This window comes from Thetidibacter halocola (assembly GCF_018224955.1).
Taxonomy (GTDB): domain Bacteria; phylum Pseudomonadota; class Alphaproteobacteria; order Rhodobacterales; family Rhodobacteraceae; genus Thetidibacter; species Thetidibacter halocola.
This window is the reverse complement of sequence record NZ_JAGTUU010000010.1, coordinates 81416-95295: the sequence shown is the minus strand read 5'-3', so window position 1 is coordinate 95295 and position 13880 is coordinate 81416. Positions and strand designations below refer to the sequence as shown.

Below are 13880 nucleotides of genomic sequence, written 5' to 3'. Positions count from 1 at the left end.
GCCCCTGACATATGGCCCGGACAGGCGGCTGGCAACCAGCGCGGGCTAGAACCGCCGGGTCAGCGTCAGGTGCGCGCTGTCGCGGTCGCCTTCGTGCAGGGCGGCGCCGGACAGGGTCAGGCCGGGCGACAGCGCCCAGGTCGCGGCCAGGCCACCCGTGTCGGGGGCCGTGCCGCGCGCCGTCTCGGCGAGGGCCGAAAGGCGCAGGCGGTCGCTCGCCTGCCAGTGCAGGTCCAGCGCCAGCGCGTCGGGCTGGCTTGATGCATCGGGGTGAAAGGCCGCCAGACCGGCCTCGATCCGGGCCCCTTTCCAGCGCAGGCCAAGCTTGGTGTTGTTCCGAATCGCGCCCTCGGCATGGACCGACTCCACCGCCGCGGCGACGGTCCACGCGCCCTCCTGCCCGCGGATCGCGGCGGTGGCGCTGGAAAACGCACCCTTGGCGTCGGAATGCAGCGACAGGCCCCACCAGGTGGCCCCGTCCTGCCGGTCGTAGGACAGGCCCACCGGCACGGCGTTCACCCGCATGGCGCGGGTCGTGGTGTGGGCGCGGGTCGTCTCGGCCTCGGCATAGGCCCGGTGCGGCGCGGTCTCTTCGAAAACAGAGATCAGCACCGCGTCATAGGCCGGGCGCACCACGCCGAGGCGCAGATCGCCCCAGTGCAGCGCAGCGTAGGTTTCATGCGGACGTTTTCCCGGCATGCCATAGGCAAATGTTCCGATCTCCACCGCTGCATACGCGCCCAGGCGCCAGGTCGCGGTCATGTCCACCGGCGCGATCCAGCTGTCGCCTCGCGCATCCGTCAGCCCCAGGCCCACGCGACCCTCGATGTCGAGGCTCTGCGCGAGGGCGGCTGGCGCGGCAAGGCTCAGGCACAGGGCGAAAATGGCGGGTCGGGTCATGGTCACCTTTCGGGTCCGGGGCCTCAGTCTGCCACGGAAACCGGGCGGGGTTAAGCCATGTCAGCCATGCGCCGCCAGCAAGGCGCGCAGGTCGTCCAGCGTATTGGCCTCGTCCACACTCTTGTCGTGGCGCCACCGCGCCATGCGGGGAAAGCGAAGGGCGATGCCGGACTTGTGTCGGGGCGAGGCCTGGATCCCCTCGAAGGCGATTTCGAACACGTGTTCGGGCCGCACCTGCCGCACCGGGCCAAAGCGTTGCAACGTGTTCTTGCGCACCCAGCGGGTGATTTCGGCAAACTCGGCGTCGGTCAGGCCGGAATAGGCCTTGGTGAAGGGGACAAGGTCGTTGCCGTCGCGCACCGCAAAGGTGAAGTCGGTGAACAGGTTGGCGCGGCGGCCATGGCCCTGCTGCGCATAGATCATCACCGCGTCCACCGTCAGCGGGTCGAGCTTCCATTTCCACCAATCGCCCTTCTTGCGCCCGGCCAGATAGGGCGAGGCCCGGCGTTTCAGCATGACGCCCTCGGCGTGGCGGTCGCGGGCCTCGCCGCGCGTCTCGGTCAGGGTCTGCCAGTCGTCGAAAGCGATCAGCGGCGAGGGGCGCAGCGGCGCGTCTGGCGGCAGGCCCGCCAGCAACGCATCCAGCGCCGCGCGGCGGTCGGCCAAAGGTGCCTCGCGCAGGTCGCGGCCGTCCTGCTCCAGCAGGTCATAGGCCAGCATCAACACCGGTGCCTCGCGCAGCAGCTTCTTCGGCACGCTCTTGCGCCCGATGCGCGGTTGCAGGGTGGCGAATGGCATGGGCTGTGTGCCATCCCACGTCACGATCTCGCCGTCGATCACGGTGCCCTGCGGTAGGAAATCCGTGGCACGAGCCAGTTCCGGGAAGCGGTCGGTGATCAGTTCTTCGCCCCGAGACCACAGGTGATGGCCGCCGCCGCGCAGGATCAATTGGCCGCGGATACCGTCCCATTTCCACTCCGCCTGCCAGTCGGCCGGATCACCCAGCGGGTCGGGACCGCCGTCCATCTGGTAGGCGAGGTAGAACGGATAGGGACGGCTGTCGTCGGCCTGCGGGTCGTCGGCCTCGATCAGGCTGGCGAAACTGGCGGTCTCTGGCGTCCAGGCCCCCATCAGCTTCAGCGCGAGGGTCGCTTCGTCCTGCCCGGTTGCCTGGGCCAGCGCACGGGTCATCAGCTTTTGACTGATGCCGATGCGGAAGCCGCCGGTGATGAGCTTGTTGAACAGGAAGCGTTCGGTCGCCTCCAGCCGATCCCAGGCGTCGAGGATGCGGGCGCGACGATCCTCGAGCGGCAAGGCTTGAAGTGTGAGAAGTTCTGAAATCCAGTAGGTTAGAGGGCGATCCTCCGATTTTTCGGCGGGCGGCAGCATCAGCGCCAGCGTCTCGGCCAGGTCGCCCACGATCGGATAGCTTTCCTCGAGCAGCCAGAGCGGAAGGCCCGCGCGCTCCGCCGCCCATTCGCGCAGCTGTGTGGTGGTGACCGCCCGTTTCGGGCGGCGACCGGAAAACAGCGCGATGGTCCAGAGCTTGTCCGTATCGTTGGCGGTCTTGAAGAAATCCGCCAAGGCCCTTGTCTTGACTGTGGTTTTCGTCGTCTGGTCGATCCGGGTAAACAGCGTCGCGAAATCCTTCATGCCGCGTCCTCCTCGTCCGTGCCGAACTCGGTCGGGACGACTTGCGCAGAGCAGTCATTCGCATTAAGCCAGCGACTGAAGATATCCGTGTAACCGTGGGTTACAAATACTTTTTCAGCCTCTGTTTGCCGGATCGCCTGGTGCAGCCCATCCCAGTCCGCATGATCCGAGATGACGAAACCCCGATCCGCCGCGCGGCGCCGCCGAACGCCGCGCAGCCGCATCCACCCCGAAGCAAAACCGGTTGAGGCCCCGGCAAACCGCCGCGCCCAGGCCGATCCCAGCGCGGCGGGCGGCGCGATGACCAGCGCGCCGGGGAAATCCTTGCCCTTCGTGTCCGGCGTGACGGCGACCGTGTCGGGCAGCGCATAGCCCTGCGCGCGCAGCACGGCATTGGTGTTCTCGACCGCGCCATGAGTCAGGATCGAGCCGATCCCCGGATCGACCAGTGACAGCAGGCGCTGCGCCTTGCCCAGCGAATAGGCTCCCAGGATCGAGGTCCGCCCCTCGGCCGCATTGGCCGCCCACCAGGCGTTGATCTCGGCCGCGACCTCGGCCTGCGGTGCCCAGCGAAAGACTGGCAGGCCGAATGTGCACTCGGTGATGAAGGCGTGACAGCGCACGGGTTCAAAGGGTTCAGACAGCCCGTCGCTCTCGAGCTTGTAGTCGCCCGAGACAACCCAGACCTGCCCGCCCACTTCGACCCGCACCTGGGCTGAGCCGGGCAGGTGCCCCGCCGGGTGGAACGAGACCACCGCATCGCCGATCCGCCGCCGTTCGCCATAGGCGATACCCTCGGCCCGGATGTCGCCCAGCCGATGCCGGATCACCGGTAGCGCAGCATGGGTGGCCAAATAGGCGCCGTGGCCGGGCCGGGCATGGTCGGCATGGCCGTGGGTGATCAGCGCGCGGCCGACCGGGCGCCACGGGTCGATGTGGAAATCGCCCGCTGGGCAAAAGATACCCTGTTGGGTAAAGGTCAGGACAGGATTGGCCATGATGCCCTAGATAGGTGCACGGGACGCGCACGCCAGCAAGGGAGGGGACAGATGCGGATTGCAGGTTTCAGGGACAGGCTGCGCGGCGGCGCGCCGCTGGCGGGCACTTTCGTCAAGACGCCCTCGATCCAGGTGATGGAGGTGCTGGCGCTGAGCGACCTCGATTTCGTCTGTCTCGACACGGAACACGCACCGGTGGACCGGGCGGGCATGGATGCCTGCCTTGCGCTGGCCCGGGCGATGGATTTCCCCGTGGTCGTCCGGGTGGGCGAGGCTGGGGCGCGCGAGATCCTCCAGGCGCTCGATTCCGGGGCGGTGGGCGTGGTCGTCCCGCATGTCTGGAGTGCGGAAAAGGCGGAGGCGGTGGCAAGAGCCGCGCATTTCGGCTTGGGCGGGCGCGGGTTCGCTGGTGGGACGCGTTGGGCGGGGCATGGCGCGCGGTCCATGGCCGACGTGCTATCGCAGGACCCGCAAAGCGTGGTGATCGCCCAGATCGAGGAACCCGAGGGCGTCGAGGCCTGCGAGGCGATCGCAGCGGTGCCGAATATCGACGCGCTGTTCGTGGGCCCCGCGGATCTCAGCGTCAGCTACGGTCATGACAGCCTCGACAACCCCGATCTGAAAGCGGCGCTGGCACGGGTTGGCGCGGCGGCACGGGCGGCGGGCAAGGGCTTTGCCAGCTTCACCCCGACCTCGGCCATGGCGGCGGACTGGGCGCGCGACTATGGCATGCACATGGTTCTGGTCGGTTCGGAACTGGGCTGGATGCGCGCCGGGGCCAATGCCACGGCACAGGCGTTTCACGCGGCGTCAGGCCGAGAGCGCGGCTGAGGGGCGGGCGCCCTCGAACAGGGAGCAGATGTCGGAAACGACGGCATTGCGGACCTCGGGACGTTCCATCAGGATCTCGTGCTCCCCGCGGTCCACGATCACCAGCTTGCCCGAGGGCCAGCGCAGCATTCGGTCATGGATGCGGTCGGTGTCGACGATGCGTTCGTTCGTGCCGAGGAAGGTCAGGACCGGCAGCGCGGGCGAGGCCATGCGCGCCAGCGAGCGGCATTCGGCAAGCGCCTCGTGCAGCCAGTGCATCGACGGGCCGCCCAGTTGCAGTTCCGGCCGGGCCAGGACGTGGCGGCGCATGTAATCCCACATGTCCGGATCCGTCGTCAGCGTGTTGTCCTCGAAGGCGCCCACGGCGACATAGCTTTCGACCCCGGTGCCGGGGGCCAGCAGATGGCTGAGCCCGATCCGCTTGGACGACCAGGATAGCGCCCAGGCGGCAGGCCGCACGGGGTGGGCCATGCGGATGCCCCACATCGGGCCGGTAAAGGCCGCCGCCTGCACCGGCAGGCCCGACATCACCGCGCGCAGGCCGATGCAGCCTCCCATGGAATGCCCGATCAGGTAATAGGGGCGCGGCAGGTCCAGCGCCTCGGCCGCGTCCAGCATCGCGGCGACATCGAGCTGGTAGTCGAGGAAGATGTCCACATGCCCGGTGCGCGGATCGTCCAGCATCCGGTCTGCCAGGCCCTGGCCGCGCCAGTCGATGGTCAGCGTGTGAAATCCCTGCGCTGCGAGGTCGCCCGCCGTGCGGCCGTATTTCTCGACATACTCGGTGCGGCCAGGGAACAGCAGAACCGTGCCCTGTGCCTCTTGGCTGGGGAAATGGGCCACGCGCAGGCGCAGTCCGTCCCGGGTCCGCACCCACCAGGCCCGCGAGTCGTGCGGGCCTTCTGCCAGGTCGGCATGGAAGGGGGCGGGTGTCAGGGTCATCAGGCCAGGACCTGCGCCAGGCGCATCGCCGCGCCCATGTCGCCGTCGATGGTCAGCTTGCCCGACATGAAGGCGCTCGTCGGGTTCAGCGCGCCCTCGAAGATCTGCTGGAAGGTGTCGACGTCGGCGCTCAGCGTCACGTCGGCCTCGTCGTCGCCCAGGCGTGCGCCGGTCTCGTCCACGATGAAGCTGCCCTCGTCGCCCATGACGAAGCGGGCGGTGCCGTCAAAGCCGGCTCCGGCCATCTTTTCGTTCAGGGCGGCCACGGCCGCGTTGAGGGTATCGCTCATATCGGTGCCTTTCTCTCGATAACGTGCGCTGGATTTTAACGGGCCAGCGGCTACACTCGTCATTGTTATGAGCATGGGTCCGATGAATATCAAATCTACCGTCGCGGCACTTCTGGCCGTAGTCATGTTTTCCATACCCGGCCTCGCCGGCGCCGAGGACGGTCGCCTGGACGCCTTGCTGCAAGAGCTGGCGCAGGCCCCGGACGAGGGGGCGGCAGCCCGGCTTGAACGCCAGGTGATCGACGAATGGTCGAAATCCGGCTCTGCCACGCGCGACCTGCTGCTGAAACGCGGCCACGATGCGCTGGAGGTCAGCGACTGGACCGCGGCGGTCGAACATTTCGGTGCATTGACCGACCATGCGCCGGATTTCGCCGAGGGCTGGCACGGGCTGGCGCTGGCCTATTACCAGCTCGACATGTTCGGCCCGGCGATGGATGCGCTGGAACGCACTCTGGCGCTGAACCCCCACCATTTCGCGGCGCTGCGCGGCGTCGGCGCGATCCATGAGCAGACCGGGAAACCGGCCCTTGCCTATGACGCCTACGAACGGGTATTGCGGCTGCGTCCGCATGATGCCGAAGTCGAACAGGCGCTTGAGCGGCTCGAGCGAGAGGTGAAGGGCGTCGCGCTCTAGCGCGCAGCCCAGGCGAGGGGGGCCAATGGCCCAGAAAGCACGGATCGCGGCCGTTCTCGGCCCGACCAATACAGGCAAGACCCATTACGCGATCGAGCGCATGTTGGGATACCGCACCGGTATCATCGGCCTGCCCCTGCGTCTGCTTGCGCGCGAGGTCTATGACCGGATCGTCGCGGCGCGCGGCCCTTCTGTCGTGGCGCTGGTCACCGGCGAGGAACGCATCGTGCCCGCCCGCGCGCAATACTGGGTCTGCACGGTCGAGGCGATGCCCGAGGGCATGGGCGCCGATTTCGTCGCCGTGGACGAGATCCAGCTTTGCGCCGATGCCGAGCGTGGCCATGTCTTCACCGACCGGCTGATGCGGATGCGCGGCCTGCACGAGACCCTGTTCCTGGGCGCGGATACAATGCGGGGCCCCATCGCGGCCCTGGTGCCCGGTGTGGAATTCATCCGCCGCGAGCGGATGAGCCAACTCTCCTATATAGGTTCGAAAAAGATAAGCAGACTGCCAAGCAGGACTGCAATTGTCGGGTTTTCCGTCGATAATGTCTATGCGATTGCCGAGTTGCTAAAGCGCACAAAGGGCGGTGCGGCGGTCGTCATGGGGGCGCTCAGCCCGCGCACGCGCAATGCGCAGGTCGATCTGTACCAGAATGGCGAGGTCGATTTCCTGGTGGCCACCGACGCCATCGGGATGGGCCTGAACCTGGATATCGACCATGTCGCCTTTTCCGCGCTGGCCAAGTTCGACGGGCGGCGGATGCGTCCCTTGCAGCCCAACGAGCTGGCCCAGATCGCCGGCCGGGCCGGGCGGGGGATGAGCCACGGCACCTTTGGCGTGACGGGCGAGGCCGGGCAGATCCCCGACGACTGGGTCGAGAACATCGTCAACCACAGCTTCACGCCGCTGAAGAAACTCAACTGGCGCAACGCGCGCCTCACCTTCGGCAGCATCGACGCGCTGGAGCGCAGCCTCGACGAATCCCCCGACAACGAGTGGCTGTCCAAGGCGCGCGAGGCCGACGACTTGCGCGCCTTGCGCGCGCTGTCGTCGGAGGCCGAGGTGCGGGCGCGAGCCAGCGACGGAACCTCGGTGCAGCTGCTCTGGGATGTCTGCCGTATCCCCGATTTCCGCGGCATCAGCCATGCCGAACATGCGGGCCTGCTGGGCGTGATCTTCAACCACCTGCACGAACGCGGGCGGATTCCGGACGATTTCATGCACAGGCAGGTGAACCGGATCGACCGGACCGATGGCGACATTGACACATTGTCGAAACGGTTGGCCTATATCCGCACCTGGACATATGTGGCGCAGCGCCGTGGCTGGGTCGGGGACGAAGACCATTGGCGCGGCGAGACCCGTGCGGTAGAAGATCGCCTGTCGGACGCGCTTCACGCGGGCCTGACTCAAAGATTTGTTGACCGGCGGACCAGCGTCCTGCTCCGCCGGTTGAAGCAGAAGGAGGCCATGGTGGCCGAAGTCAATGACAAGGGTGAGGTGACCGTCGAAGGACAATTCGTCGGTCGGCTCGAGGGTTTCCGTTTCCGCCAGGACAAGAGCGGCGTGGGGCAGGAGGACAAGACCGTCCGCCAGGCCTCGCTGCAGGCACTGGCGCCGCATTTCCACCTGCGGGCGGACCGGTTTTACAACGCGCCGGACACCGAGCTGGACTTCACCGAGCAGGGTGGCCTGATGTGGGGCGACCAGGCGGTGGGCAAGCTCGCCAAGGGTGATGATCCGCTGAAGCCGCGCGTGGTGGCCTTCGTCGATGACGAGGCCGGGCCGGACGTCGCGATGAAGGTCGAGCGCCGCCTGCAGCATTTCATCGATCGCAAGATCGCCACCCTGTTCGAGCCGCTGCTGAAATTGCAGGGCGACGAGGCGCTGACGGGCCTTGCACGGGGCTTTGCCTTCCGCCTGGTCGAGTCGATGGGTGTGCTGCCGCGCGCCGAGATCGCCGACGAGGTCAAGCAGCTGGACCAGGAGTCGCGTGGCGCTCTGCGCAAGCATGGCGTCCGCTTTGGCCAATACACGATCTTCATGCCACTCATGCTGAAGCCCGCGCCGACCAGGCTGCGGCTGGTGCTGTGGTCTCTGGCGAATGGACTCGACGAGTTCCCCGAGGCGCCGCCTCCGGGCCTGGTCACCGTGCCGAACATCGCCGATGTGCCCGCACAGCACTACACGCTGGGCGGCTACCGCAAGTCCGGCGAGCGTGCGATCCGCATCGACATGCTGGAACGCCTGGCCGACATGCTGCGCGCCGAGGACAGCCGCGCGGGCTTCGAGGCCAAGGCCGACATGCTCTCGATCACCGGGTTGACGCTCGACCAGTTCGCGGACCTCATGCAGGGCCTGGGCTATCGCGCCGAAAAGGCCGAGCGCGCCAAGGTCAAGCCGGTGGATGCGGTCGTGGCCGAGGCTGCGGCGACCGAAGGCGCTGCGCCTGAGGCCGCCGACCTGCCCAAGGCCGAGATCCCCGATGCCGGCGTGGCGCCGGTGGCGGAGACGCCGGCCGAACCGGCCGCCGAGCCCGCCGTCGCCGAGACGCCCGAGGGTGAGATGACGCCCGGTGCGGTGCTGGACGAGGCTTTGGCCGGCCCCGAGATGGAGGTCTTCTTCACCTTCACCTGGGGCGGCAATCGCGGCAACCAGCAGCGCCGGGGTGGCGGCAAACCCCGCCGCGAGGCGACGGCCGGCGACGGCCAGAAGCGCGAAGGCAGCGGTGAGCGTCGCGACCGCGGCGCCCCCGGCGGCGAGCGTCGGGATCGGGGTGAGCGCGGGGACAAGCCGCGTGGCAAGGGGGGCAAGCCAAAGGGCAAGGGTGGGCCGAAGCCCGACCGCGAACGCGATCGCGGCCCCAAGACCTACGAGGCTCGTCCGCAGAAGAAGGACAGGATCGACCCCGACAACCCCTTCGCCGCAGCGCTGATGGGGCTGAGGGACAAGACCTGAATTGACCGGCGCCGGGTCGAAGCTCCGGATCGATAAGTGGCTATGGCATGCGCGCTTCTTCAAGACGCGCAGCCTGGCCGCAAAGGCTGTCTCGGGCGGGCTGCGTGTGAACGGGCAGCCGGTGGCAAAGCCCGCCTTTGCCGTCGGTCCCGGCGATGTCCTGACCTTTTCGCAGGCGCGCGACGTGCGGGTGATCCGTGTCGTCGCGCTCGGTGAACGCCGCGGCCCGGCCCCCGAGGCGCAGGCGCTCTACCACGACCTGGACCCGCCGAAACCGCGCGAGCCTGACCTGTCGGCGCCCCAGGCCGAGGCGGGTGGGCGCCCGACCAAGCGCGATCGCCGCATGCTCGAAAAGTCGTGGCCCGATGCGCTTGAATGATCCCCGCCTCTGGTCTAGCTAGACCCGAGACGCGCATCGGATGGAAGAGACCCCATGACCTACGTGGTGACCGACAACTGCATCGCCTGCAAATACACGGACTGTGTCGAAGTCTGTCCCGTGGATTGCTTCTACGAGGGCGAGAACATGCTGGTCATCCATCCGGACGAATGCATCGATTGCGGCGTCTGCGAGCCTGAATGCCCCGCCGACGCGATCCGCCCCGATACCGAACCGGACATGGAAAAGTGGGTGGAGTTCAACCGGAAATACTCCGAGGCCTGGCCTGTCATCATCACCCGCAAGGACCCTTTGCCCGAGGCCGAGGACCGAGATGGAGAGACCGGAAAGCTGGAGAAGTATTTCAGCGAAACGCCCGGCCAGGGCGGCTGAGCGATTCGGCGGGCGACCGCTCGCGGCACTTTAGGAAGGCGCGCTATCCGTCTGAAAAGGCGGGATTAAGCGGGTTTTCTCGTGCCGCTATCAAGTGCCCTCGGTTTATGGTATTATCTTGCATATATGAATATGCCATGCACCATGCACCGGGTGAAGCTGCACCAGGGGGCCTAACCATCGACGATCAGATCGGGTGAACGGGGATCAAAGGGATCCGCGCTCACTTTCTTGTCGCCTGATGGTGCTCCCTTGCTCATCCGATGCCGCGATGCGGGCGAGTTGTGAGGACCGAAACAACATGACCAAAGCGAAGAAATCCGAGTTCCGTCCCAACGATTACGTGGTCTATCCGGCGCATGGCGTCGGACAGATCGTGTCGATCGAAGAGCAGGAGATCGCTGGCATCAGCCTCGAACTGTTCGTCATCTCGTTCGAGAAGGACAAGATGACCCTGCGGGTTCCGACGAACAAGGCAACGGAAGTCGGTATGCGTTCGCTCTCTTCGCCCGACGTGGTGGATCAGGCGATGAAGACGCTCAAAGGCAAGGCCAAGGTCAAGCGCGCCATGTGGTCGCGCCGCGCCCAGGAGTATGAGCAGAAGATCAACTCGGGCGACCTGATCGCGATCGCCGAGGTCGTGCGCGACCTGCATCGTGCGGACGACCAGCGTGAGCAGTCCTATTCCGAGCGTCAGCTCTACGAGGCCGCGCTGGAGCGTCTGACCCGCGAAGTGGCCGCCGTCTCCGGCGGAGACGAGGTCGCCGCCGCCAAGCAGGTGGACGATGTCCTTGGCCGCCGCGCGGCCTGATTTCTGGTAAGAACGACTGATCGCCGCGCCCCGTGACGGGCGCGGCTTTTTTTGTGCGCTGCCGTCAGGCGGCGTTCTGGTCCTGCTTGGCGCGGTTCTCCAGCGCGGTGAACAGCGCGGTTTCCAGGTCCTTTTCCAGTTCCTTGGCACGCTCGATATAGGCGTGGTTCTGATCCGCCGGCAGCGACGGGTCCCACAGTTCGGCCAGTTCGCGCACGGTCTCGCGGTCATGGTAGTAGAAAGTTTCCTCGGCGAGGGCGGCCTCGTAGTCGCTCATGCCGATGTTCTCCAGCACGTAGCGCCCTGCACGCAGTGAACTGTCGAACATCTCGCGCACGATGTCGTCGGCCCCGGCCCGGTAAAGCTGATAGACATGGGTCCGGTCCCGTGCGCGGGCCACGATATGCAGGTCGGGGCGCAGGCGGCGGGCATAGGCCACCAGCTTGGTCACCGACTTGGGATCGTCCAGCGCGGCGACCAGCACCTTGGCATTGCCCAACCCGGCGGCGTTCAGCAGTTCAGGCCGCGTCGGGTCGCCGAAAAAGCCCTTGTAGCCAAAACGCCGCATCAGCTGGATGGTCTGCATGTCGTGGTCCAGTACCACCGTCTTGTGGCCGGTGGACTGCACCAGCCGGTTGACCACCTGGCCGAAGCGGCCGATTCCGGCGATGATGACGGGCCCTTCCTCGTCGATCTCGTCGGGTTCTGGCGCGTCCTCGCGGTCGGCCATGCGGGACGACAGGTAGTCATACAGTATGAACAGCAGCGGGGTGATCAGCATGCTGATGGCGATCACCAGAAGCAGCCGCCCGCCCAGGCCATCGGTCAGCACGTTCAGTGACAAGGCGAAGGAAATCAGGACAAAGCCGAATTCGCCGGCCTGGGCCAGACCCAGCGTGAACAGCCACAGGTTCCGCCGCCGCAGGCCGAACGCATAGCCCAGACCGTAGAGGATGGCGCCCTTGAGCAGGATCAGGCCCAGCGCCAGGCCCATGATGATCGCGGGTTCCCGCAGGAACGAGGCCACGTCGATCCCGGCGCCCACGGTGATGAAGAACAGGCCCAGAAGCAGGCCCTTGAACGGTTCGATGTCGGATTCCAGCTCGTGCCGGAATTCCGAGTTGGCCAGAACCACGCCGGCGAGGAAAGTGCCCAACGCGGGCGACAGGCCGACCATCGTCATCAGCAGGGCGATACCCACCACGATCAGCAGAGCCACGGCGGTGAACATCTCTGGCAGGCGCGAGCCGTGGATGTAGCGGAAAAGCGGCCGCGCGCCGTAGACGCCCGACAGGATCAGACCTGCGATCACGCCCAGCGTCACCAGCGCGACCCCCCAGCCCGGCAGCCCTTCGACCAGCGAGATCGCGTGGTGGGCTTCCTCGGGTACGGGCGGCCGGTTGATCGACCCATCGTTCGACAGCGTCGCCACGCGCGCCACTTCCAGCAGGGGCAGGGCGATCAGCATCGGGATCACCGCGATGTCCTGCGTCAGCAGCACCGAAAAGGCAGACCGCCCGCCGGGCGTCTGCATCAGCTTCTTCTCGTTCAGGGTCTGGAGCACGATCGCCGTCGAAGACAGCGCCAGGATCATGCCCACCGCCAGCGAGGTCTGCCAGGCGAGGCCCAGCGCGTTGCCGCATGCGACCACCGCGCCCATCGTCAGCAGGATCTGGAGCCCCCCCAGGCCCACCAGCCGGTGCCGCATGTCCCAGAGCGCCCGAGGCTCCAGTTCCAGCCCGATGATGAACAGCATCATCACGACGCCGAATTCGGCGAAGTGCAGCAGATCCTCGGTATGGGCGACAAGGCCAAGACCCGGTCCGATGATCAACCCGGCCAGCAGGTATCCCAGGACCGATCCAAGGCCAAGCCGCGCCGCCACGGGGACGGTGATGACCGCCGCCGCGAGAAAGATGGTGCCCTGAAGCAGGAAAGAATCCATGGTGCCTCTTTTCTTGTGCCTTGCCTCCATGATGCGGTGCGCCGTCGTGGAAACGCAACATGGCGCGCCGGAAAATGCTGGCGCTTGCTTCGATATGCCCCGTCTCAGCGCAGCGGCAAGGGCCGGGGTAGGGGCAGGCCGGGCAGGGCCGGGCGCAGGCGCGACCAGCGCGGCGCGGTCTCGCCGGGCAGGATCGCGCGCAGGCGCGCCATCTCCAGCCGTCCGGACAGGAACGCGCGATAGAGCGGAAAGGCGCCGGGCCGCAGGTAGGGCGACCAGTGGCAGACCCGCTGCTGCGGCGCCCCGATGGCAAAACCCGCCCCGCGCAGGGCGGCCAGGCTTTGCGGGTCGTCCAGTTGCAGCGTCGCGACATGCGGCAGGTCGAGCGGCGCGTGGCCTAGCACGCGGTCGCCGGCCACCGGGGGAGACACCAGCCGTTCCAGCAGGAAGTCGAACAGGTCGTTCTCTCGGCTGGTGACGTTCAGCACGGTGCAGGCGGCGCCGCCCGGGCTGCGCAAGGCATGGTCGGCGGTGGCCCGATACTCGGCCCCGGTCATCAGGATGGCGCGGGTCGCCGCACCGGGCGCGGACCGCGCCAGCGCCGCCAGAGCCACGCGCACGCCCAGCGAATGGGCGACCAGGTGCACCGGCCTTCCCGGTGCAAGGCGCGCCAACTGCCCCAGCAGAACGGCCAACTGCGCGCCCGCCGCATCCGCGGCGCGCCAAGCATGCCAGATCGACCCGCGCGCCGTCCAGCCGAAGGACAGGCCAAGCCCCTCGCCCGGCTGGCCGCGCAGGCCCAGCCGCCGGGGCCAGCTGACGATGCGCGGGCTGGTGATGGCCGGGCGGCGCGACAGGAGCGACTCATGCGGGCAATGCCGGGGATGGCCGGGCTGATACTTGAACCCGTGGATCATCACCGTGACCGGGCCGGGATCCGCGGACAGGGCGTGGCGCAATGCGGGCAGCAGTGGCGCACTGACACCATGCAGGCGGGGACCTGTCTCTCCGGTCGAGATGCGTAGTATGGGCATCCTCACGCTCCACGACATGTTGTGGCCGCCTTAGGCAAAGGCTGCGACGAAGCCGTGAAGCTTTGGTTACAGCTGCGTGACGATGCGTGCGCTCCATGCGCAACA

At 67.2% G+C, this 13880-nt stretch carries 13 protein-coding genes; 6 read left to right on the top strand and 7 right to left on the bottom strand.

The annotated features are described in order from the left end of the window. Positions 1 to 45: 45 nt before the first annotated feature. The 3 genes from KB874_RS21050 to KB874_RS21040 are packed head-to-tail and all read right to left on the bottom strand — an operon-like array spanning position 46 to position 3551. On the bottom strand, positions 46 to 900 hold the full coding sequence (locus KB874_RS21050) for a hypothetical protein (RefSeq protein ID WP_212538536.1): 855 nt from the start codon (positions 898 to 900) through the stop codon (positions 46 to 48). Positions 901 to 960: 60 nt separating this feature from the next. Further along, positions 961 to 2553: an ATP-dependent DNA ligase gene (locus KB874_RS21045; protein ID WP_212538535.1), complete on the bottom strand. Its 1593-nt coding sequence runs from the start codon at positions 2551 to 2553 to the stop codon at positions 961 to 963. Next, on the bottom strand, positions 2550 to 3551 hold the full coding sequence (locus tag KB874_RS21040; protein WP_212538534.1) for a ligase-associated DNA damage response exonuclease: 1002 nt from the start codon (positions 3549 to 3551) through the stop codon (positions 2550 to 2552). Before KB874_RS21040 ends, KB874_RS21045 begins: the two co-directional genes overlap by 4 nt. A 51-nt stretch (positions 3552 to 3602) precedes the next feature. Between KB874_RS21040 and KB874_RS21035 the strand changes: the two genes are divergently transcribed. After that, positions 3603 to 4382, top strand: coding sequence for an HpcH/HpaI aldolase family protein (locus KB874_RS21035; RefSeq protein WP_212538533.1), 780 nt, complete (start codon positions 3603 to 3605; stop codon positions 4380 to 4382). Here KB874_RS21035 and KB874_RS21030 read toward each other — a convergent pair. Together KB874_RS21030 and KB874_RS21025 are read right to left on the bottom strand one after the other, a co-directional pair. Continuing rightward, positions 4362 to 5324: an alpha/beta fold hydrolase gene (locus KB874_RS21030; protein ID WP_212538532.1), complete on the bottom strand. Its 963-nt coding sequence runs from the start codon at positions 5322 to 5324 to the stop codon at positions 4362 to 4364. The two genes, KB874_RS21035 and KB874_RS21030, sit on opposite strands and share 21 nt — an antisense overlap. Next, positions 5324 to 5614, bottom strand: a complete 291-nt coding sequence (locus KB874_RS21025) for an SCP2 sterol-binding domain-containing protein (RefSeq protein WP_212538531.1) — start codon at positions 5612 to 5614, stop codon at positions 5324 to 5326. Before KB874_RS21025 ends, KB874_RS21030 begins: the two co-directional genes overlap by 1 nt. An 82-nt stretch (positions 5615 to 5696) precedes the next feature. Here KB874_RS21025 and KB874_RS21020 point away from each other — a divergent pair, with 82 nt between their 5' ends. The 5 genes from KB874_RS21020 (at position 5697) to KB874_RS21000 (ending at position 10796) form a co-directional block, all read left to right on the top strand. After that, positions 5697 to 6251: a tetratricopeptide repeat protein gene (locus tag KB874_RS21020; protein WP_249200707.1), complete on the top strand. Its 555-nt coding sequence runs from the start codon at positions 5697 to 5699 to the stop codon at positions 6249 to 6251. Positions 6252 to 6276: 25 nt separating this feature from the next. Then, on the top strand, positions 6277 to 9213 hold the full coding sequence (locus KB874_RS21015) for a helicase-related protein (RefSeq protein ID WP_212538530.1): 2937 nt from the start codon (positions 6277 to 6279) through the stop codon (positions 9211 to 9213). A 1-nt stretch (position 9214) separates the two neighbouring features. Then, the gene (locus tag KB874_RS21010; protein ID WP_212538529.1) at positions 9215 to 9592 is read left to right on the top strand and encodes an RNA-binding S4 domain-containing protein; all 378 of its coding nucleotides are present in this window, start codon (positions 9215 to 9217) and stop codon (positions 9590 to 9592) included. 54 nt (positions 9593 to 9646) lie between these two features. After that, positions 9647 to 9985 carry a ferredoxin FdxA gene (gene fdxA, locus KB874_RS21005; protein ID WP_212538528.1) on the top strand — a complete coding sequence of 113 codons (339 nt, stop codon included), beginning with the start codon at positions 9647 to 9649 and terminating at the stop codon, positions 9983 to 9985. Positions 9986 to 10286: 301 nt separating this feature from the next. Next, complete coding sequence (locus KB874_RS21000) at positions 10287 to 10796, top strand: CarD family transcriptional regulator (protein ID WP_212538527.1); 510 nt, start codon at positions 10287 to 10289, stop codon at positions 10794 to 10796. Between the two features lie 64 nt (positions 10797 to 10860). Here KB874_RS21000 and KB874_RS20995 read toward each other — a convergent pair whose 3' ends face one another. Further along, the gene (locus tag KB874_RS20995; protein ID WP_212538526.1) at positions 10861 to 12741 is read right to left on the bottom strand and encodes a monovalent cation:proton antiporter-2 (CPA2) family protein; all 1881 of its coding nucleotides are present in this window, start codon (positions 12739 to 12741) and stop codon (positions 10861 to 10863) included. A 104-nt stretch (positions 12742 to 12845) separates the two neighbouring features. Beyond that, positions 12846 to 13775, bottom strand: coding sequence for a hypothetical protein (locus tag KB874_RS20990; RefSeq protein WP_212538525.1), 930 nt, complete (start codon positions 13773 to 13775; stop codon positions 12846 to 12848). Positions 13776 to 13880 lie beyond the last annotated feature (105 nt).